Source organism: Streptomyces sp. NPDC002564, from assembly GCF_042889645.1.
Lineage (GTDB): Bacteria > Actinomycetota > Actinomycetes > Streptomycetales > Streptomycetaceae > Streptomyces.
Window position 1 is genome coordinate 481,791 of sequence record NZ_JBIARE010000002.1, and the last position, 18,865, is coordinate 500,655.

General features: G+C 74.8%; 18 protein-coding genes. 11 read left to right on the plus strand and 7 right to left on the minus strand.

What is annotated here, in order from left to right; translation table 11 throughout:
* Positions 1-472 precede the first annotated feature (472 nt).
* Positions 473-1,144, plus strand: a complete 672-nt coding sequence (locus tag ACFYXE_RS08670; protein ID WP_389310376.1) for a histidine phosphatase family protein — start codon at positions 473-475, stop codon at positions 1,142-1,144.
* A 72-nt stretch (positions 1,145-1,216) separates the two neighbouring features.
* Here ACFYXE_RS08670 and ACFYXE_RS08675 read toward each other — a convergent pair whose 3' ends face one another.
* On the minus strand, positions 1,217-2,617 hold the full coding sequence (locus tag ACFYXE_RS08675) for a hypothetical protein (RefSeq protein ID WP_389310378.1): 1,401 nt from the start codon (positions 2,615-2,617) through the stop codon (positions 1,217-1,219).
* Between the two features lie 113 nt (positions 2,618-2,730).
* On the opposite strand from ACFYXE_RS08675, the gene ACFYXE_RS08680 reads away from it, so the two are divergent.
* Positions 2,731-3,978 carry a molybdopterin-dependent oxidoreductase gene (locus ACFYXE_RS08680; protein ID WP_389310380.1) on the plus strand — a complete coding sequence of 416 codons (1,248 nt, stop codon included), beginning with the start codon at positions 2,731-2,733 and terminating at the stop codon, positions 3,976-3,978.
* A 349-nt stretch (positions 3,979-4,327) separates the two neighbouring features.
* Here ACFYXE_RS08680 and ACFYXE_RS08685 read toward each other — a convergent pair whose 3' ends face one another.
* The 3 genes from ACFYXE_RS08685 to ACFYXE_RS08695 are packed head-to-tail and all read right to left on the minus strand — an operon-like array spanning position 4,328 to position 6,583.
* Entirely contained in the window at positions 4,328-5,131 is an 804-nt protein-coding gene (locus ACFYXE_RS08685) for a class I SAM-dependent methyltransferase (protein WP_389310382.1), read from the minus strand.
* Positions 5,128-5,745: a DUF2064 domain-containing protein gene (locus ACFYXE_RS08690; RefSeq protein ID WP_389310384.1), complete on the minus strand. Its 618-nt coding sequence runs from the start codon at positions 5,743-5,745 to the stop codon at positions 5,128-5,130. The genes ACFYXE_RS08685 and ACFYXE_RS08690 overlap by 4 nt, the downstream gene beginning before the upstream one ends.
* A 58-nt stretch (positions 5,746-5,803) precedes the next feature.
* Positions 5,804-6,583, minus strand: a complete 780-nt coding sequence (locus ACFYXE_RS08695) for a glycosyltransferase family 2 protein (protein ID WP_389310386.1) — start codon at positions 6,581-6,583, stop codon at positions 5,804-5,806.
* 114 nt (positions 6,584-6,697) lie between these two features.
* Between ACFYXE_RS08695 and ACFYXE_RS08700 the strand changes: the two genes are divergently transcribed.
* Both ACFYXE_RS08700 and ACFYXE_RS08705 read left to right on the plus strand, forming a co-directional pair.
* Positions 6,698-7,471: a response regulator transcription factor gene (locus ACFYXE_RS08700; protein ID WP_389310388.1), complete on the plus strand. Its 774-nt coding sequence runs from the start codon at positions 6,698-6,700 to the stop codon at positions 7,469-7,471.
* A 2-nt stretch (positions 7,472-7,473) separates the two neighbouring features.
* Positions 7,474-8,586, plus strand: a complete 1,113-nt coding sequence (locus ACFYXE_RS08705; RefSeq protein ID WP_389310390.1) for a sensor histidine kinase — start codon at positions 7,474-7,476, stop codon at positions 8,584-8,586.
* A gap of 129 nt (positions 8,587-8,715) precedes the next feature.
* On the opposite strand, the gene ACFYXE_RS08710 is transcribed toward ACFYXE_RS08705, so the two are convergent.
* Positions 8,716-9,720, minus strand: a complete 1,005-nt coding sequence (locus tag ACFYXE_RS08710; protein ID WP_389310392.1) for an NAD-dependent epimerase/dehydratase family protein — start codon at positions 9,718-9,720, stop codon at positions 8,716-8,718.
* 69 nt (positions 9,721-9,789) lie between these two features.
* Positions 9,790-10,743: an alpha/beta fold hydrolase gene (locus ACFYXE_RS08715; protein ID WP_389310394.1), complete on the minus strand. Its 954-nt coding sequence runs from the start codon at positions 10,741-10,743 to the stop codon at positions 9,790-9,792.
* 287 nt (positions 10,744-11,030) lie between these two features.
* On the opposite strand from ACFYXE_RS08715, the gene panD reads away from it, so the two are divergent.
* The 5 genes from panD to ACFYXE_RS08740 all read left to right on the plus strand — a co-directional run bounded on the left by panD (position 11,031) and on the right by ACFYXE_RS08740 (position 15,525).
* Positions 11,031-11,459 carry an aspartate 1-decarboxylase gene (panD, locus tag ACFYXE_RS08720; protein WP_389310396.1) on the plus strand — a complete coding sequence of 143 codons (429 nt, stop codon included), beginning with the start codon at positions 11,031-11,033 and terminating at the stop codon, positions 11,457-11,459.
* Positions 11,460-11,503: 44 nt separating this feature from the next.
* A complete protein-coding gene (locus ACFYXE_RS08725; protein WP_389310398.1) occupies positions 11,504-11,848 on the plus strand; it encodes a GNAT family N-acetyltransferase in 345 nt (114 codons plus the stop codon).
* A complete protein-coding gene (locus tag ACFYXE_RS08730; RefSeq protein ID WP_389311383.1) occupies positions 11,845-12,486 on the plus strand; it encodes an aspartate/glutamate racemase family protein in 642 nt (213 codons plus the stop codon). The genes ACFYXE_RS08725 and ACFYXE_RS08730 overlap by 4 nt, the downstream gene beginning before the upstream one ends.
* Positions 12,487-13,138: 652 nt before the next feature.
* Positions 13,139-14,119: an acetylxylan esterase gene (locus tag ACFYXE_RS08735; protein WP_389310400.1), complete on the plus strand. Its 981-nt coding sequence runs from the start codon at positions 13,139-13,141 to the stop codon at positions 14,117-14,119.
* A 122-nt stretch (positions 14,120-14,241) separates the two neighbouring features.
* Positions 14,242-15,525 (plus strand): transglycosylase family protein, encoded by a 1,284-nt coding sequence (locus tag ACFYXE_RS08740; protein ID WP_389310402.1) that lies wholly within the window; start codon positions 14,242-14,244, stop codon positions 15,523-15,525.
* A gap of 96 nt (positions 15,526-15,621) precedes the next feature.
* Here ACFYXE_RS08740 and ACFYXE_RS08745 read toward each other — a convergent pair whose 3' ends face one another.
* Positions 15,622-16,665 carry a DMT family transporter gene (locus ACFYXE_RS08745; RefSeq protein ID WP_389310404.1) on the minus strand — a complete coding sequence of 348 codons (1,044 nt, stop codon included), beginning with the start codon at positions 16,663-16,665 and terminating at the stop codon, positions 15,622-15,624.
* Between the two features lie 247 nt (positions 16,666-16,912).
* On the opposite strand from ACFYXE_RS08745, the gene ACFYXE_RS08750 reads away from it, so the two are divergent.
* Together ACFYXE_RS08750 and glgA are read left to right on the plus strand one after the other, a co-directional pair.
* Complete coding sequence (locus ACFYXE_RS08750) at positions 16,913-17,641, plus strand: (2Fe-2S)-binding protein (RefSeq protein ID WP_389310406.1); 729 nt, start codon at positions 16,913-16,915, stop codon at positions 17,639-17,641.
* A gap of 46 nt (positions 17,642-17,687) precedes the next feature.
* Complete coding sequence (gene glgA / locus ACFYXE_RS08755) at positions 17,688-18,854, plus strand: glycogen synthase (RefSeq protein ID WP_389310408.1); 1,167 nt, start codon at positions 17,688-17,690, stop codon at positions 18,852-18,854.
* The last annotated feature ends 11 nt before the right edge of the window (positions 18,855-18,865 follow it).

Genomic DNA, 18,865 nt, shown 5'->3' on the forward strand with positions numbered 1-18,865 from the left:
GGTGCCTTCCTTCGGAATGCCGTACGGCATGTCTCTCAAGAGGGTGTGCTGCCGGTTCACGAAAGGTGGCGGGGCATCACGCCGGATCTCGTCGTGAACTTCCGGTGAACTCTAGGAAAGGCCGTGATTCAACGTCAAGAAAGGCGGTGGAGGAGACACAGGTAATTCCTTGCGAGTACCCGATCGCCATTTCGGTATGTCGTCGCGCGGGGACGGGGCTGCATTGCGCCGCCCCGAAAGGGGAGGCAGTACCGCAAAAGGGGCATGGGGGCCATGTCCGCCAGGGGCTCCATCGCGGGATGCGCCGGTGACTGATTGCCTGGTACACGAAAAATGTGTGACGTGCATCACTTCTCCGGGTGTGGTGATCGCGCCACGGTGGGCGTCCCTGCCGCCCCGGCCCGCACGTCCGGCCCCCGGATTCCGATGGCAGAGTGGAAGTACTTATTCCGTCGTCTGGAGGTACCCCCGAATGCGTCTGCTGCTCATACGCCACGGCCAGACCCCGTCCAATCTCAAGCACCTGCTGGACACCGGCGCCCCGGGCCCTGGCCTCACGCCCCTGGGGCAGGAGCAGGCGGCGGCGCTGCCGCAGGCCCTGGCGGACGAGCGGATCGACGCGCTGTACGCCTCCACCCTGGTGCGCACCCAGCTGACCGCCGCCCCGCTGGCCGCGGCCACCGGCCTCGACGTCGAGATCCGGGACGGGCTGCGGGAGCTGATCGCCGGGGACCTGGAGATGCGCGGCGACGAGGAGGCCGCCGCCCTCTACCTCGCCACCGCCTTCGCCTGGTCCGCCGGGGACACGGGCCGCAGGATGCCCGGCGCCGAGGACGGCGTGGAGGCCCTGGGGCGCTTCGACGCGGTCGTCGCGGAAGCGGCCGGGACGGGCGCGGGGACGGTGGCCCTGGTCAGCCACGGCGCGATGATCCGCTCGTGGGTGGCCGCCCGGGCGGTCAACCTCGACGTGGCCTTCGCGGCCGACCACCCGCTCGGCAACACCGGCGTCGTCGTCCTGGAGGGCTCGCCCGCCGACGGCTGGCGCGCCGTCCAGTGGGAGGGCGCGCCGCTCGGCCCGGAGGGGGACTTCCCCGAGGACGCGGGCCCGGCGGGCGAGGCCGTCCCCGGTTCGCAGGGTCGGTAGCGCCCCGGAGCGGCCGGTCACCCGGTCCGGCCGAGCGCACCCGCGCCGGGCGGGCCGTCGCGGCGCCGGACGTCACCAGCCGGTGAACAGCAGGTGATTGACGAGCAGGGCGAGGACGGCCTGCGCCGCGAGCCAGGGCCGGGGCCGGGTGAGGAACGCGCCGGCGGGCAGCAGCCACAGGGCGAAGGGCAGCCAGATGCGCTCCGTCTCCGCCTTGCTCATCCCGGACAGATCGGCGACGAGCAGCGCCGCCAGCGCCGCGAGCACGAGCAGCGCCAGGCGCGGCCCGGCGGCACGCCCGGACGTGTCCGAGGGCGCGCCGCCGGACCGGGGCAGGAGCTCGGCGCGCCGCCGGACGAGCGTCACCACGGCCCGGCGCAGGCCCGCCACCGTGACCGGGCCCACGACGAGCACCGTGCACGCCAGGTTGGCCCAGACCCAGTAGCCGTACGGCCGGATGCCCCCCGCGCCCTGGTGATAGCGCTCCACCAGGATCCGGTACGCCTCCCACCAGTCGAACCCCGCGAGCGTGAACAGCAGGGGGACGACGGAGAGCCCGGCCAGGAAGCAGAGGGCGCGGGGGAGGAGCCGCGGCCGGTCGCGGAGCCCGCCGCCCCCGGCACGGCTCCGGCCCAGCAGCAGCACGGCCGCCGCGAGGAGCGCGAACAGCGTGAGCCCGTACGACAGATAGCAGGTCAGGCCGAACAGCAGCCCCGAGCCGAGCGCGGTGAGCCGCGGCCGCTGCCCGGTCACGGACAGCGAGAGCAGTGCCACGGCCCAGGCCGCGACCGCCGCGAAGTAGCCGTCCGCGGACGTGCCCATCCACACGGCGGCGGGCGACAGGACCAGGAACGGCGCGGCCCGCCGTGCCTGCCGCTCCCCGGCGAGCGACCGCACCGCCACCAGGACGGCCGCGCAGGCGGTGGCGCCGACGGTGATGCACCAGACCCCGGCCCAGGCGCCACCGCCCAGGCCCGCCCGGTCGAGCAGCACGAACGTGAGGGTCGAGGCCGGCGGATGCCCGGCGACGTGCGCGGGCCAGTGGCCGGGGGAGTCGATCAGGATGTGCCCGGTGAAGTCCCGCAGGGTGCCGGGGATGTCGTCGAAGCGGTCGACGACCCGCAGGTACTCGTACTTCGTGGTCAGCCGCCCGGCGATGCCCCGCTGCCAGCCGTCGACCAGCGCGAGCGACCACGTCCAGGCGAGGGCGCCGCCCCAGGCCGTGCTCAGCAGCGCGCGCCACGGCAGTCGGGTGGCGAGGCGCGGGCCGTACGCCACGACGGCGACCGCGACGATCAGCGCGGCCGGTGTCCCCGGGCCGACGTGCGGATCCCAGCGGGCGTAGAGCGGGGGCCAGTTGACGCGCAGGGTGCCGTCGGATTCCTCGATGGCGGTGCCGACCAGGACGGCCGTCACGACGAGCAGGGCGGCGGCCAGGGCGGTGCCCAGGTCGCGCAGAAGATCGCGGTTCACACCGGAACGCTAGGCCGCGACCGGCCCGACGGGCCCGATCCCGGCCGGGACGTCAGCGTTTCGTCATGAGTCGCACCCGCCCGGGCGGGCCGGTCCCGGCCTACGGTCGGGGCATGCGCGACCACTCGCTCCCCACGTCCCCGGGCTTCTGGCGCAGCCCCCTGCGCGGTCCCCGGTTCACCGCCGTGCTCGGCCTGGTCCTGCTCGGCGGCATCACCGTGCTGTTCGTGACGGGACTGCTCTCGTACGCCGCGTACAACCCGGATCTCGCCGCGGTGAACGACAAGACCCCGGACAAGGGGCTGCTCGGCTTCTACCTCTTCGCGTGGCCGACCGACCCGCCCTGGCTGTACCGGCTCACCCAGGGCGTGCACGTCACGCTCGGCATCACGCTGATCCCCGTCCTGCTGGCGAAGCTCTGGTCGGTCGTGCCGAAGCTGTTCGCGCTGCCGCCCGCCCGCTCGCTCACCCACGCGCTGGAGCGCCTCTCGCTGCTCCTGCTGGTGGGCGGCGTGCTCTTCGAATTCGTGACCGGCGTCCTGAACGTGCAGCTCGACTACCTCTTCCCCGGCTCCTTCTACCCGCTGCACTTCTACGGGGCGTGGGTGTTCTTCGCCGCCTTCCTCGCCCACGTCGCGCTGCGCCTGCCCGAGGCCCTGCGCCAGGTGCGCGCCCTGCGCGCGCCCGCCGGTGAAGCCCCGCCGGAGGAGGGCGAGTTGGTGTCACCGCGGCCCGCCGCGCCCACGGTGTCCCGGCGCGGCGCCTTCGGGCTCGTCGGCGGCGGCTCGCTGCTCCTCCTCGGGACGACCGCGGGCCGCGGCTTCGACGGGCCGCTGCGCGAGACCGCCGTACTGGCACCGCACGGCGGCCCGGAGCCGGGGAGCGGCCCCGGCGGGTTCCAGATCAACAAGACGGCCGCGTACGCGGGCATCCGCGAGCGCGACACGGGCGCCGACGCCTGGCGGCTCGTCCTCGTCGGACGCCGCGGCACGGTCCGCCTCAGCCGCTCCCAGCTCCTCGAACGCCCCCTGCACGACGCGGCGTTGCCCATCGCCTGCGTGGAGGGCTGGTCGACGTCCGACCAGGAGTGGCGGGGCGTACGGCTGCGGGACCTCGCCGCGCTCGTCGGCCACGACGAGCCGCCGGACGTCCTGGTCGAGTCCCTCCAGCGGCACGGCGCCTTCCGGCATGCCGCCCTGCGCGCCAACCAGGTCGGGGACGCGCGCTCCCTGCTGGCCCTGTCGGTCAACGGCGAGGACCTGACGCCCGACCACGGCTACCCGGCGCGGATCATCGTGCCCGCCGCACCCGGCGTGCTCAACACTAAGTGGGTGGCCCGCATGACGTTCGGAGACCTGTGATGCGCCCTCGCCCCGCCCGTGCGATCCCGCAGTCGCCCCGCCCGCGCCGCCGCCCGCCGCTCGGCAGCCCGCTCCATCTCCTGCTCCTGAGCTGCTCGTTCGCGGTGGCCGGCTACGCGGGGGTGCGGCTGCTCGGCGACGACTGGCTCGGTGTCGCGCTGTGGTTCGTCGGCGCGGCCCTGCTGCACGACCTAGTGCTGGTGCCGCTGTACGCGGCGCTGGACCGGGTGCTCGTGCGGGGGGTGGGCGGGCGCCGCGAGCGGATCGGGTACGTGCGGGTGCCCGCCGTGCTCTCCGGGCTGCTCCTGCTCGTCTGGTTCCCGCTGATCGGCGGGTCCGCGTCCGAGCGCTACGCGTCCGCGACCGGCCTGCCCGGGGACGGCTTCCTGGCCCGGTGGCTGCTGATCACCGCGGTGCTGTTCGGCGGCTCGGGGATCCTCCTCGTGCTGCGGCTGCGCAGGGCGACGAAGCAACGGCCGCCCGAGCTCCACTGACCGGCGGCACGCCAGCCCCCGTCCCGGGCGTACCGGAGGAGGGCGGGCGTGCCCAGGCGGGCCCACGGGAACGGCCGCTCGGACCCGCCGTGCGCGTCGGATGCGGGCACCAGGCGCACGTCGACGCGTTCGTCGAGGTCCACGGGGGCCGTCTCGGCGATCAGCAGGCCGCCGGGCGCGAGAAGTCGTGCGGTGCGCGCGAGGAGCGCGGCCGGGTCGCCGCCGATGCCGACGTTGCCGTCCAGGAGCAGCGCGGTTCCCCAGCGGCCCTCGCCGGGCAGCGGCTCGAAGACGGAACGGCGCAGCGCCTGGCCACCGAGCCCCACGGTGCGGGCGACGGCGGCCGGGCTGACGTCGATGCCCAGCGCCTGCCGCCCCCGGGCGCCCAGCGCGGCGACCAGCCTGCCGGGCCCGCACCCGATGTCGAGCACGGCGCCCTCGCAGCGCTCCACCACCTCCAGGTCGGCCGGATCGGCGTGCGCGCACCAGCGCTCCACGTCCAGCGGCAGCAGCCACCCGTCGGCGCGGCGCAGGAAGAGGGGGCCGCGCCCGGCGCGCAGCGCGTCGGCGTAGGGATCGGCGCCCCACGTGGGCGCGGGGAGGTCGAGCAGGCGGCCGGAACCGGCGGACGGCGCGGCGGCCTCGTGTGCGGTGCTCATCGGCCGGTGACCGCCCCGAGCCGGGCGAGCTCGGCCGCGAACATGCCGTGCGGCGCCGTCCCGGCGACCGCGGTCGCGTCGGCCGCCGTGTCCACGTCGCGCAGCCGCGGCAGATCGCGCACGCGCAGCCCGGCGTCGACCAGCCGCGCACGCTGCACGGCACCCGTCGTGGGCGTCGACATCGGCACGCCCCGCAGCAGCGCGGGGTCGGGCTCGGCGAGACCGAGCGCCCAGAAGCCGCCGTCGTAGGCCGGACCGAAGTACGCGTCGCAGTCCGCGAAGTCCACGGTCAGCAGCTCCGGGGTGACCTGCGGGGTGTCCATGCCGATGAGGAGGGCGGGCCCCGAGCAGCCCGCGAAGGCCGCGGCGAGGCGTTCGTCGAGGCCGCCCGCGCGCTGCGGCACGACCTCGAAGCCGGCCGGCAGCCAGGGGCCGGGTGCCCCGTCGAGGACCAGGACGCGGCGCCGGGCGGGCGCCGCCGCGACGGCTCGCAGGCTGTCCGCGAGAGCGGCCTCGGCGAGGCGGGCGGCCTCGGGCGGGGTGAAGGGCGGGGTGAGCCTGGTCTTCACGCGCCCCGGCAGGGGCTCCTTGGCGATGACGAGGAGCGTGGTCACGGGGATGTCCTCCCGGAGGAACAGGAAGTGGGATACGGGCACAGGGGGGGGCGGCGGGTCAGCCGCGCGGGGGCGGTGAAGAGGGCGGCGGCGCGGTGCGGGTCCGCGGTGTCGTCGGGGTCTCGGCCAGGACGCGCCTCATGTCCCGTACGGCCTGCCAGGTGCCGCGCCAGGTGCCGGTGACCTTCGACGCGCCGGTGCGCGGCAGGTACGGGACGTCGTGCTCGGCCACCCGCCACCCCGTGTCGGCCGCGCGGACCACCATCTGGAGCGGGTAGCCGCTGCGCCGGTCGGTGAGGCCGAGCCCGAGCAGCGGCTCGCGGCGGGCGGCACGCAGCGGCCCGAGGTCGTGCAGGCGCAGTCCGGTGCGGCGGCGCAGCATGCGGGCCAGCGCGAGGTTGCCGGCGCGGGCGTGCGGCGGCCAGGCGCCCCGGCCCTGCGGGCGCCGCCGCCCGAGCACCAGATCGGCGTCGCCCTCGCGCACCGCGCGGACGAACGGCACGAGCAGGGACGGGTCGAGGGAGGCGTCGCAGTCGCAGAAGCAGACGATGTCGGCGGTGGCGGCCGTCAGGCCCGCGTGGCAGGCGGCCCCGAAGCCGCGGCGCGCCTCCCGGACCACGGTGGCGCCGAGCCCGCGGGCGATCTCCGCGGAGCCGTCGGTCGAGCCGTTGTCCACGACGAGGGCGCGCCAGCCGCGCGGGATGCGGGCCAGCACCCAGGGAAGAGCGTCCGCCTCGTCGAGGCAGGGGAGTACCACGTCGACGTCCGGCGAGGAGGAATCCGCTGCCGGTCGTGGGGGATCCGTCGGATCCGGGGGAGAGGTCGTCACGGCTTTCACCCTACGAGCGAGAATCGGGCATATCGGGCCTCAGTTCCTTACGAAACGCGGACGTCGCCGGCCCCGCGCGCTCCGGAGGCGGCGCCGGCGGGCGCGCGGTGCGACGCTGGCGGCATGGAGCAACAGCCGCATGACCCGACGGCCGCCGGACCCGCTCGGCACCGGGCAGCCGGAGCCGAGCGGATCCTGGTCGTCGACGACGACCCGACCGTCGCCGAGGTCGTCTCCGGATACCTCGACCGCGCCGGATACGTCGTGGACCGTGCGGGAGACGGTCCGGAGGCCCTGGCCAGGGCCGCCGCGCACCGACCCGACCTGGTGGTGCTCGACCTGATGCTGCCCGGCATGGACGGCCTGGAGGTGTGCGGCCGGCTGCGCGGTCAGAGCCCCGTGCCGGTCATCATGCTGACCGCCCGCGGGGACGAGGACGACCGCATCCTGGGCCTGGAAGTGGGGGCGGACGACTACGTCACCAAGCCGTTCAGCCCCCGGGAGCTGGTCCTGCGCGTCGAGTCGGTGCTGCGCCGCGTACGGCCCCGGCCCGGTGTGCGGCGGCTGGCCGCGGCCGGCCTGACCGCCGACCCCGCCGCCCGGCGCGCCGCCAAGAACGGCACCGAACTCGCCCTGACCCTGCGCGAGTTCGACCTCCTCGCTTTCTTCCTCGCCCACCCCGGCCGGGCCTTCGGCCGTGAGGACCTGATGCGCGAGGTGTGGGGGTGGGACTTCGGCGACCTGTCGACCGTCACCGTGCACGTGCGGCGGCTGCGCGGCAAGATCGAGGACGACCCGGCCCGCCCCCGTCTGATCCAGACGGTCTGGGGCGTCGGCTACCGCTTCGACCCCACGGGCGAGCCGGTCGCCGGACCTTGCGTCCCCGGGGGGAACTGACCGTGCGCGACACCCTCCTCATCGCCCTGTTCGCCTTCCTCGGCGCCGCCGCGGCCGGTGTGCTCGGCGCGGTCGCGCTGCGGCTGCTGCGCCGCCGCTCGCTCACGGCGTCCCTGGCGGTCGTCGCCTCCGTGGCCGTCGGCGCGATGCTCGCGGGGACGCTGGCCGTCGCCCGGGCGATGTTCCTGTCCTCGCACGACCTGACCGTGGTGACCACGGTCGTCGCGATGGCCGCCGTGGTCTCCCTGGCCACCGCGCTGCTGCTCGGCCGCTGGGTGGTCGCCCGCAGCCGTGAACTGGCGGTCGCGGCCCGCTCCTTCGGCGACGGCGGCGCCTTCGCCGCACCGGGCGTCCCGGCCACCGCCGAGCTGGAGGAGCTGAGCCGGGAACTGGCGTCCACCAGCGCCCGGCTCGCCGAGTCGCGCGACCGCGAGCGGGCCCTGGAGGCCTCGCGCAGGGAGCTGGTCGCCTGGATCTCGCACGACCTGCGCACCCCGCTCGCGGGCCTGCGCGCGATGTCCGAGGCGCTGGAGGACGGCGTCGCCACCGACCCCGACCGCTATCTGCGCCAGATCCGCGGCGAGGTCGAACGTCTCAACGACATGGTGGGCGACCTGTTCGAACTCTCCCGCATCCACGTCGGCGCCCTCGTCCTGACACCGTCCCGCATGTCGCTGTACGACCTCGTCGGCGACGCCCTCGCGGGCGCGGACCCGCTCGCCCGCGAGCACGGCGTCCGGCTCGTCGGCGACCGGGTCGAGCCGGTGCCCGTGGAGGTGGACGGCAAGGAGATGAGCCGGGTCCTCGGCAATCTGCTGGTCAACGCGATCCGCCGGACCCCCGCCGACGGCACGGTCGCCGTCGCGGCCGAACGCTCGCCCGAGGGCGTGGTCCTGTCCGTCACCGACGGCTGCGGCGGCATCCCCGAGGAGGACCTGCCGCGCGTCTTCGACACCGGCTGGCGCGGCACCCACGCCCGGACGCCCCCGGCGGGCGCGGGCCTGGGCCTGGCCATCGTCCGCGGCATCGTGGAGGCCCACCACGGCCGCGCCGCCGTGCGCAACATCCCGGGCGGCTGCCGCTTCGAGGTGACCCTCCCGACGGCCGAGGCCTAGGGCGTGTTGCGAAAGTCCCGTCTGCTCGGCCCAGCGGCCCAGCGGCCCAGCGGCCCAGCGGCCCAGCGGCCCCGCGACGCCGGCGGACCGTGCGGAACCCGTGTCCGTGAGCGGCCCGCCCCACCGCCGCTACGCCTCCCGCAGGCCCGACCCCGCGAACTCCACCATCCCCTCCTGGAAGCCCACTTCGGCCTTCCAGCCCAGGTCGGCGCGGAGGCGGGACGAGTCCGCCGTGATGTGGCGGACGTCGCCGAGCCGGTATTCGCCGGTGACGACGGGCGCGGGGCCGCCGCACGCCGCGGACAGGGCATGTGCCATCTCGCCGACGGTGTGCGGCCGCCCGCTGCCCGTGTTGTAGACCCGCAGCGCGCCCCCGTCGCCCGAACTGTCCTCCAGCGCCGCCACGTTGGCCGCCGCCACATCTCGCACGTGCACGAAGTCCCGCCGTTGCGCGCCGTCCTCGAAGACCCGCGGGGCCTCGCCGCGGGCCAGCGACGAGCGGAAGAAGGAGGCGACGCCCGCGTACGGGGTGTCGCGGGGCATCCGGGGGCCGTACACGTTGTGGTAGCGCAGCGACACGGCGGAGGCGTCCGTCGAGCGGGCCCACGCGGCCGCCAGATGTTCCTGGGCCAGCTTGGTCGTGGCGTACACGTTGCGGGGGTCCACCGGGGCGTCCTCGCCGACCAGACCCGGCGTCAGCGCGGCGCCGCAGGCCGGACACGTGGGCTCGAAGCGGCCCGCCGCCAGGTCGTGGACGGCCCGGGGGCCCGGCCGTACGACGCCGTGCCGCTCACACGCGTACCGCCCCTCCCCGTACACGACCATCGACCCCGCGAGCACCAGGCGCCGCACCCCGGACTCCGCCATCGCGCCCAACAGGACGGCCGTGCCCAGGTCGTTGCGCGAGACGTACTCCGCCGCGTCGGCGAAGCCGTTGCCGAGGCCGACCATCGCCGCCTGGTGGCAGACGGCGTCCACGCCGGACAGCGCGCCACGGACCGCGTCGCCGTCGCGCACGTCCGCGCCCGCGTCCTCGCGCACGTCGAACACGACGGGCTCGTGCCCGCGCGCCGCGAGCGCCTCGACGACATGGGACCCGATGAAGCCGGCACCGCCGGTGACCAGTACACGCATGCCCCGCACGCTAGGCCGCGCGCCACGGCCCGCCCAGCGCCGCGCCGCACACGTCACCGCTCCGTAAGATCAGTTCTTCTCGAGGGCGCCGCAGTACTCGAAGGGGCCGCAGTAGGGGAGAGCCATGTTCTCCAGCGGCTCGTCGCGGAAGAACCGGACGAGCAGATCACAGAAGTCCTGCGGGCGTTGGAGGTGGGCGAGGTGCCCGCACTCCGCGATCGTCGTGAAGCGTGAGCCCGGCAGGTCCGCCGCCACCGCACGGACCATGTCGGGTGTGGTGAGCGTGTCGTGCTCGCCGGTGAAGACGAGATACGGCACGGCGGGCACGGACGCCCGCCGGTACCACTCGTGGGCGAGCAGCCGCCGGTTCCGCTCCACCGTCACCGTCACGTCCCGCGGGGTCTGCGCCATGAACTGCTGGTACATCAGGCGGGCCAGCGCCGCTTGCTTGCGTACGGTGAGGTCACCCGCCGGCGGCACGAAGCACCGGACGAACTCCTGGGCCGTTTCCTCGACGCGCCCCTCCCGCAGCATCCGCACCCAGCCCACGATCGCCTCGGCGAACCAGCCGGGGACCTGGTCCGGCATGCCCTGGACGGCCACCCGCCGCAGATGCTCCGGGTGGCGCTGCGCGAGCCGGAGGCCGATCGCCCCGCCGTAGCAGCCCGCGTACAGGTTCACTGGGCCGAGCCCCAGCTCGCGCAGCATGTGGTGGGCACACTCGGCGAGGAAGTCGATGCCGTGCTCGGCGGGCAGGAAGTCGGCGTCCCCGAAGCCCGGCAGATCGACGGTGATGACGGTGCCCAGCTCCCCGAGCCACCGCTCGTGACGCACCCAGGAGTACCGGGTCTGGTCCGAGCCGCCGAGCACGAGCAGCGGCTCCGTGACCGGGGTGCCCCGCCGGACGATCCGGGCGGTGTACGCATACCCCTGCCACGAGAGCCGACGTTCCTCGGCGTCCGGAAACGCCCCGCCCCCCAGCGCCTGGGAGGGAATGTGGACCGAGGAGGTGTCGGAAGGCACAAAGTACTCCTGGGAGAGACGAGACGGCCGAAGGATCCACTCGACCACGACGCCCCCGAAAGTCCCGCCCGCGGTCACTCGATGGGGGTGCGGCTTCACCCGAAGGTGTGCGCGGCACCGCACGGGAGCCCTTCCGGACCGCTGCGGAACGAGCGGCTCCGCAGGAGGACTGCGTAAGCTTCGGGCCGTCGCCGCGCCCGGGTCCGGACGGGCGACTCGTGCTGGTCTTCGAAACAGCCCTTGACCTGCGAGAGAGCAGGCAGGGAGCCTACTTTGGGAGCGCCCCGATGCTGCGTACCATGTTCAAGTCCAAGATCCACCGCGCCACGGTGACCCAGGCGGACCTGCACTATGTGGGATCCGTGACCATCGACGCGGACCTGCTCGACGCCGCCGACCTGCTGCCCGGCGAGCTCGTGCACATCGTCGACGTCACCAACGGCGCCCGCCTGGAGACGTACACCATCGAGGGTGCGCGGGGGAGCGGCGTGATCGGGATCAACGGGGCGGCCGCGCACCTCGTGCACCCCGGCGATAAAGTGATCATCATCAGCTACGCCCAGGTCGAGGACGCCGAGGCGCGGGCGCTGCGGCCGCGGGTCGTGCACGTCGACGAGGGCAATCGCGCGGTGGCCCTCGGCGACGATCCGGCCGAGCCCGTGCCGGGCGCCCCCGACATGGTGCGGAACCCGTCGAGCCGCCCGCTCCCCGTCTGATCCGTCACCGCGGTCCGGGGCGGCTCCCGGCACGAGGAGAGGTCATGAGCGGAATCGAGATCCGCGACGAGCGGGACCGGGGCGTACTCGAAGCGGTCGAGGACGGAGAAGTCGTCGGGCACATCGTGTACTTCACGCTGGACGCCCCGCAGGCCGCCCTCGTGCCGGTGCACACCGAGGTCGGATCCGCCCACGAGGGCAAGGGCATCGCGGGCGCGCTCGCCGCCGAGCTCTATGCCGTCGCGGCCCGCGAGGGCCTCGCCGTGGCGCCCCTGTGCCCGTACGTCGTCGCGTGGGCCGGGCGGCACCCGGAGCAGGCGCCGCCCGCTTCCGATGAACTCCTGCGGGCCGCCCTGGACAAGGTCGCGAAGGACCCCTCGACGTGGTGACCCTGGGACTGCTGCACACGTCCGCGGTCCACGTCCCCGTCTTCGACGGACTGCGGGACGCGGACCATCCCGGGCTCGAACTCCGCCACCACGTGGCGGAGGAACTCCTGGCCCGGGCGCGGCGCGAGGGCCCCGACGCCGTCGCGCCCGCCGTCCGTGCCGCCCTCGCGCAGGCCGCGCGCGACGGTGCCGCCGCGGTGCTCTGCACCTGCTCGACCATCGGGGGCGTCGCGGAGCGGGCCGGGGCGGACCTGGGACTCCCCGTGGTCCGCGTGGACCGGCCGATGGCGGCCGCCGCCGTCGCCGCCGGTGACCGGGTCGTCGTGCTCGCCGCGGTCGCCTCGACGGTCGGACCCACCTCCGCGCTGGTCGAGGAGGAGGCCCGGCGCGCCGGACGGGACGTGACGGTACGGGCCGAACTGGTGGACCAGGTATGGGCGCGGTTCGAGGCGGGCGACGCCGAGGGGTACGCCCGGGGCGTGGCCCGGGCCGTGCGCGAGGTGCGCGACGCCGACGTGATCGTGCTGGCGCAGGCCTCCATGGCCGGGGCCGCGGCGCTGGTGCCGGAGGTGCGCGTCCCGGTGCTGTCCAGCCCCCGGCCGGGGCTCGCGGCCGCCGCCGCGCTGGCCGCCGGGTAGGTCCCGCCTCCGGCGGCCCGCCACGGGCAGGGTGCCGGGAACCGTGGAAGGCTTGGGCGCGGGGGAGTCGGGTACGCGGGGAGGAGCCGCTGGCGTACCACTGCTGGAGGAGTGCGATGACTCAACCGTTTCCCGATCCCGCGCCGACGCCGGGCCCGGTCAGGCCCTTCCCGGACCCTGACCCCGTGCCGCCGCCGGAACCGGAGCGGCCCTTCCCGGATCCCGATCCCGTGCCGCGCCCCGGGCCCCGGCCGGGTCCGGACCCGCAGCCGCCCGCCCCGGGGCCGGACCCGCAGCCGCCGTCCCCGATCCCGCAGCCGCCGGGTCCCGACCCGGTGCCCGAGCCCCAGCCGGGCCCGATCTCCTGACGTTCCTGACGGCGCGAAACGGCATGTGACGGTGCCGATGACGGGGTCCTGAGGCCGCCTCACCAGGCCTCGCGGCGCCCCGGAGCGCCTGACAGCGGTGATGGGCGTGGACCGACCGGTCCACGCCCATCACCGTGTCGCCGTGCGGCCGTGACCAGGCCCCGGCCCTGGCGCCGCCGCCGGGAATCCGCCCCTGTCGGACCTCCGGCGGTCGGCATAGCGTGACCCCCGACGCCGTGAACCATGGCGGTGAAGCAAGACCGTCAACCAAGGAGGAGCCGCCCGTGCCCCAGTTCGACCTGCCCCTCGAAGAACTGCGCCGCTACCGCCCCGAGCTGCCCGAACCCGAGGACTTCGACGCCTTCTGGGAGAAGACGCTGCTGGCGGCGCGGGAGCACGAGCTCGACGCACGGTTCGAGCCGGTCGAACTGCCGCTGACGGGCGTACGGGTCCTCGACGTCACCTACGCCGGGTTCGGCGGGCACGACGTCAAGGGATGGCTGGTGCTGCCCGCGGGCGCGGAGGACGGCGAGCCGCTGCCCGCGGTCGTCGAGTACATCGGGTACGGCGGCGGACGCGGGCTGCCCCACATGCACCTGCTGTGGGCCGCCGCCGGATACGCGCACTTCGTCATGGACACCCGGGGGCAGGGCAGCGGCGGCTGGGCGCAGGGCGACACCCCGGACCCGGTCGGCAGCGGCCCCGCCCACCCCGGCTTCCTGACCCGCGGCATCGAGGACCCGCACGACTACTACTACCGGCGCCTGTACGTCGACGCCGTGCGGGCCGTCGACGCCGTCCGCGCGCACCCGTGCGTGGACTCCGTACGGGTCGCCGCGCTCGGCGTCAGCCAGGGCGGCGGCCTCACCCTCGCCGTCGGCGGGCTCGTGCCCGACCTGGCGGCCGTCGCCGCCGACGTGCCCTTCCTCTGCGACTTCCCGCGGGCCATCACCCTCACCGACCGGCTCCCGTACAGCGAGATCGCCCAGTACCTCAAGGCGCGCAGGGACGGCCAGGAGCGGGTCCTGCGGACCCTGTCGTACTTCGACGGCGTGCACTTCGCCGCGCGCGGCCGGGCACCCGCCCTCTTCTCCGCGGCCCTCCAGGACATGACCTGCCCGCCCTCGACGGTGTTCGCCGCCTTCAACGCGTACGCGGGCAGCGAGCGTTCGATGGAGGTGTACGCCTTCAACGATCACGAGGGCGGCGGCCCCTACCAGCAAGGTGTCCAACTTCGGTGGCTGAAGGGACACTTGAACCGCTGATCCGCCCAACGCCCCCTCGGTGCCCGCCTCTTGTCACGGATTGGTCCGACCCGCTAGCTTGCGGCCTTGTCGTGTGACCGCTGTGCGCAATTCGTGATGACGTGTGTCTGAGGGGGCTTCCCATGGCCGTTCGGGGTCGGCATCGCCGGTATCAGCCGAACCGCATCAACCGTGCCTCGCTGACCGTCACGGCGGGCGGTGCGGGCATGGCGCTCCCGCTGACCGTCGCGGGCACCGCGGGCGCCGCCGACGTCGACACCTGGAACAAGGTGGCGGCCTGCGAGTCCACCAGCAACTGGAGCATCAACACCGGCAACGGCTTCTACGGCGGACTCCAGTTCAAGCAGTCCACCTGGGAGGCCTACGGCGGCACGGCGTACGCCCCGCGCGCCGACCGGGCCACCAAGGGCCAGCAGATCGCCGTCGCCGAGAAGGTCCTCGACGCGCAGGGCCCCGGGGCCTGGCCGGTCTGCGCCGCCAAGGCCGGCCTGGCCAGGGGCGGCGCCTCGCCCGACGTCACCCCCGCCAAGGCCCCGAGCAAGCCGGAGCGGCCCGGGCGGGCCGTCAAGGACGTCAAGCCCGAGGTGACCCCGCAGTCCGCCGCGGGCTCCGCCGAGATGTACACGGTGGTGCGCGGCGACACGCTCTCCGGCATCGCCGACGACCGCCGGGTGCGGGGCGGCTGGCAGCGGCTCTACGACACCAATCGGCGGGTCATCGGCGGCGACCCGGACCTGATCACCCCGGGCCAGCGGCTCTCCGTGCACGGCCGTGAGGCGGTCAAGGACCGTGCGGCGGACCGGGGCAGGGACCGCGCCGAGGACCGGGCCGGGCAGCGCTCGCGGGACCGCGCCGAGGAGCAGGCGCGGCAGAAGGCGGCCGAGAGGCGCGCCGCGGAGAAGAAGGCGGCCGACAAGCGCGCCGCCGAGAAGAGGGCAGCCGCGGCGGCGGCCGAGAAGCAGCGCCAGAAGCCGAAGCCGCAGGGCCAACAGAAGGCGTCGGCCGGTGCCGTCGCCCCCGTCGCCTCCTCGCCCAGCACGCCGTACCGGGCAGCGGGCGGCTCCTGGTCGAAGGGCTATCACACCGGCGTCGACTTCCCCGTGCCCACCGGGACCTCCGTGAAGGCCGTCGCGGCCGGCCGGGTCGTCTCCGCGGGCTGGGGCGGCAGCTACGGGTACGAGGTCGTCATCCGGCACGCCGACGGCAAGTACAGCCAGTACGGCCACCTGTCGGCGCTGTCCGTGAAGGCGGGGCAGCAGGTCGGCGCCGGGCAGCGCATCGCCCGGTCCGGCTCCACCGGCAACAGCACGGGTCCCCATCTGCACTTCGAGGTGCGCAACGGACCCGGCTTCGGCTCCGACGTGGATCCCCTGGCATACCTGAGGGCGCGCGGCGTACGGATCTGAGCGGGCGCCTCGGCGTCCGCGACGGCACACAGGTGAGGGGCCCGGGTTCCGCCCGGGCCCCTCACCTGTGTGCCGTGTCCGCCGTGTCCGCCGTGGTCAGGATTTGATGCGCTCCCGGCGCCCCGAGTGCCGGACCCGGCGGTGCGGGGAGGCGGGCTGCTGGGTCGGGACCGCGGGCAGCGCATCGACGGACGTCCGGGCCCCGGACCCGTCCGCCGCGCCGGAGGCGGGCTCCGAGGCCGCCACGCGCTCGGACGGACCGCCGTGCGCGGCCGGACGCCCCTCGGCCACGGTCACGGTCGAGGTCTCCCGGGCGATCCGCTCCGTGGTGAGCAGGATCAGGCCGCAGGCGGCCACGACGCCGCAGCCCAGCGCCAGCACGGTGCCGGTCGCGCCGTGCCGGAAGGACTCGCCGAACAGGGTCAGCCCCACCGCGGCGGCGACCACCGGGTTCACGACGGTCACCGTCGACAGCGGTGCCGCAAGGCCCGCGCCCCGGTAGGAGGCCTGCGAGAGCAGCACACCGGCCGCCGCGAGGACCGCGATCACCGCGAGGCTCGGCAGCTGCTCCACGAGCGCCACGTTCCGGTCCCAGTCCACCGCCACCGTCTTCGTGAACACCGAGGCGATGCCGAAGGCCGCGCCGGCCGCGCAGGCCAGCAGGACGCTGCGCACCACCGGGTGCCGGTGCACCGCGTGCGCCGTCACCATCAGTGCCAGCACGCCACCGCCCGTGATCAGGCCGAGCATCAGGCGCTCCGCACCGGACAGCGTCTGCGAGTCGGACGACGAGGTGAGCGAGAGGAGCCCGGCCAGCCCCACCGTCGCCATCAGCGCGCCCCGCCAGGCGGTCGCCCCGGCCCGGCGCCGTACGAAGACGGCGGCCATGGGCAGGGCGAAGACGATGGTCAGCGCGCCCAGCGGCTGGACCACGCTCAGCGGGCCGTAGGCGAGCGCCACGACGTGCAGCAGGGCGCCCAGGCCGTTCAGGGCGATGGCGACCCACCAGGCACCGCGGCGCAGGGGTGCGTAGCCCTGCCCCGGTGTCGTCGCCGCCACGCGCTCCTGCAGAATCGCCCCGCCCGCGTAGGCGACGGCGGAGACGAGGGAGAGCAGCACGGACAGTGCCAAAGCACTCATGAGGTGCTCCGCGGGGTGCGGTGCGTCCGGTGATCCCGGTCTGGCGATCGGTCTGCTTCCATGATGACAACGATGACGCCGGATCGCCTCCGCGTCGTCGTCCCTGAGCAGGCAATCGGTCCTACTACCGATGGAGTACGACCTTGGCCATGTCCTCCCCCGGAGGGGTTACCCCGCGGGCGCGGAGAGTGACCCCACCGGGGGACCCGGCGTCGGCTCCCGCGGCGCGGCTTGCTGTACTTCTGTCGTGACCACCCTCATCGACCTGGCAGAACTCGGCTCCGTCGGCGGATTCTTCGCCCTGCGCACCGGCCCGGCGCCCGCCGCCGCGCGGCCGTTCGCCCAGGTGTACGCCGGACCGGAATCCGGTGATCCGATCGGCTTCCGCGTCGCGAAGGTGGCGGCCCGGCTCGGCGCCCCCGAGGACCGTGTCGCGGTGTCCGTCGCACAGCTCGGACTCGCCGCCCGCCTCTGGTCGGTGGCGCTCGGCTCCGCCGCGCTGTACGGCCGGGTGCCCGACCTCGACCCCGCCCTGCTGCACTGGGACGCCGACGGCAGCTCGCCCGACGACCTGTGGCTGACCGGCGTACGCACCCGACCCGGTGACGCCGCGGCCGTCCGGGACGCCGTGCAGCACGGCCATCTGGCGCCGCTCGCCGACGTGTTGCGCGCCCGCTACCGGATCTCCGCCGGGCTGCTGCGCGGCAACGCGGGCTCCGCGCTCGCGGGGGCCGCGCGCGAACTGCACGGCTGGGCCGCCCGGTCGGGCCGCCCGGAGGTCGGGGAGCGGGCCCTCGCCCTGGCCGCCGAGCTCTTCGACCATCCCGACCTGCGCGGCACCGGCACCCTGAGCGGCACCGCCTTCCGGCGCCGCAGCTGCTGCCTCTACTACCGCTGCCCCGGCGGCGGCCTGTGCGGCGACTGCTGCTTCGAACGCCCGCCGACGCGGTCTTCCCCCGCGGCCCCGTCTGGGTGACCATGAGGTGCGCGGCCGGCATCCGACGGACGACGGAGGGTTCTACGTGAAGGTGGGGCTGCTCACGCGGGAGTATCCACCGGACGTCTACGGCGGAGCGGGCGTCCATGTCGAGTTCCTCGCACGGGAGTTGCGCTCCCTCGTCGACCTCGACGTGCACTGCTGGGGCGAGGGCACGGCCGACGGCCTCCGGCGGCACCGGGCCTGGCCCGCGCTCGACGGCGCCAACGACGCGCTGCGCACCCTCTCCGTCGACCTGTCCATGGCCGCGGCCCTCGCCGGGCGCGAACTGCTGCACTCCCACACCTGGTACGCCGCGCTCGCCGGCCACCTCGGCAAGCTGCTGCACGGCATCCCGCACGTGATGACCTCGCACTCCCTGGAACCGCTGCGCCCCTGGAAGGCCGAGCAACTGGGCGGCGGATACGCCCTGTCGAGCTGGGCCGAGCGCACCGCCGCCGAGTCCGCCGACGCGCTGATCGCGGTGTCCGGCGCCATGCGTGAGGACATCCTCACCTGCTATCCCGCCGTCGACCCCGCGAAGGTCCACGTCGTGCACAACGGCATCGACGCCGACCTGTACCGCCCCGACCCCGGCACCGACGTCCTGGACCGGCTCGGCATCGACACCGACCGGCCCTACGTCCTCTTCGTCGGCCGCATCACCCGCCAGAAGGGCGTGCCCCACCTGCTGCGCGCCGCCCGCATGCTGGACCGCGACGTCCAGCTGATCCTCTGCGCGGGAGCCCCCGACACCCCGGAGATCGACGCCGAGTTCCGCACGCTCTTCGACGAGCTCGACCGCACCCGCGCGGGCGTCCGGTGGATCCCCGAGATGCTGCCGCGCCCGGACGTCGTCCAACTCCTCACCCACGCTGCGGTGTTCGTCTGCCCTTCGGTGTACGAGCCGCTGGGCATCGTCAACCTGGAGGCGATGGCGTGCGGCACCGCCGTCGTCGCCTCACGTGTCGGCGGCATTCCCGAGGTCGTCAGCGACGGCACCACGGGACTGCTCGTGCCCTACCGGGAGAGCGACCCCAAGGGCTTCGAGCACGACCTCGGACTGCTCCTCGACCGGCTGGCCACCGACCCGGAACGGGCGGGAGCGATGGGCACGGCCGGACGCCACCGCGCCGTCAGGGAATTCGGCTGGGACACCGTCGCCCGGCGGACCGCCGAGCTGTACGAGGAGATCCTGCACGCCGACAGATAGCCGACAAGTAG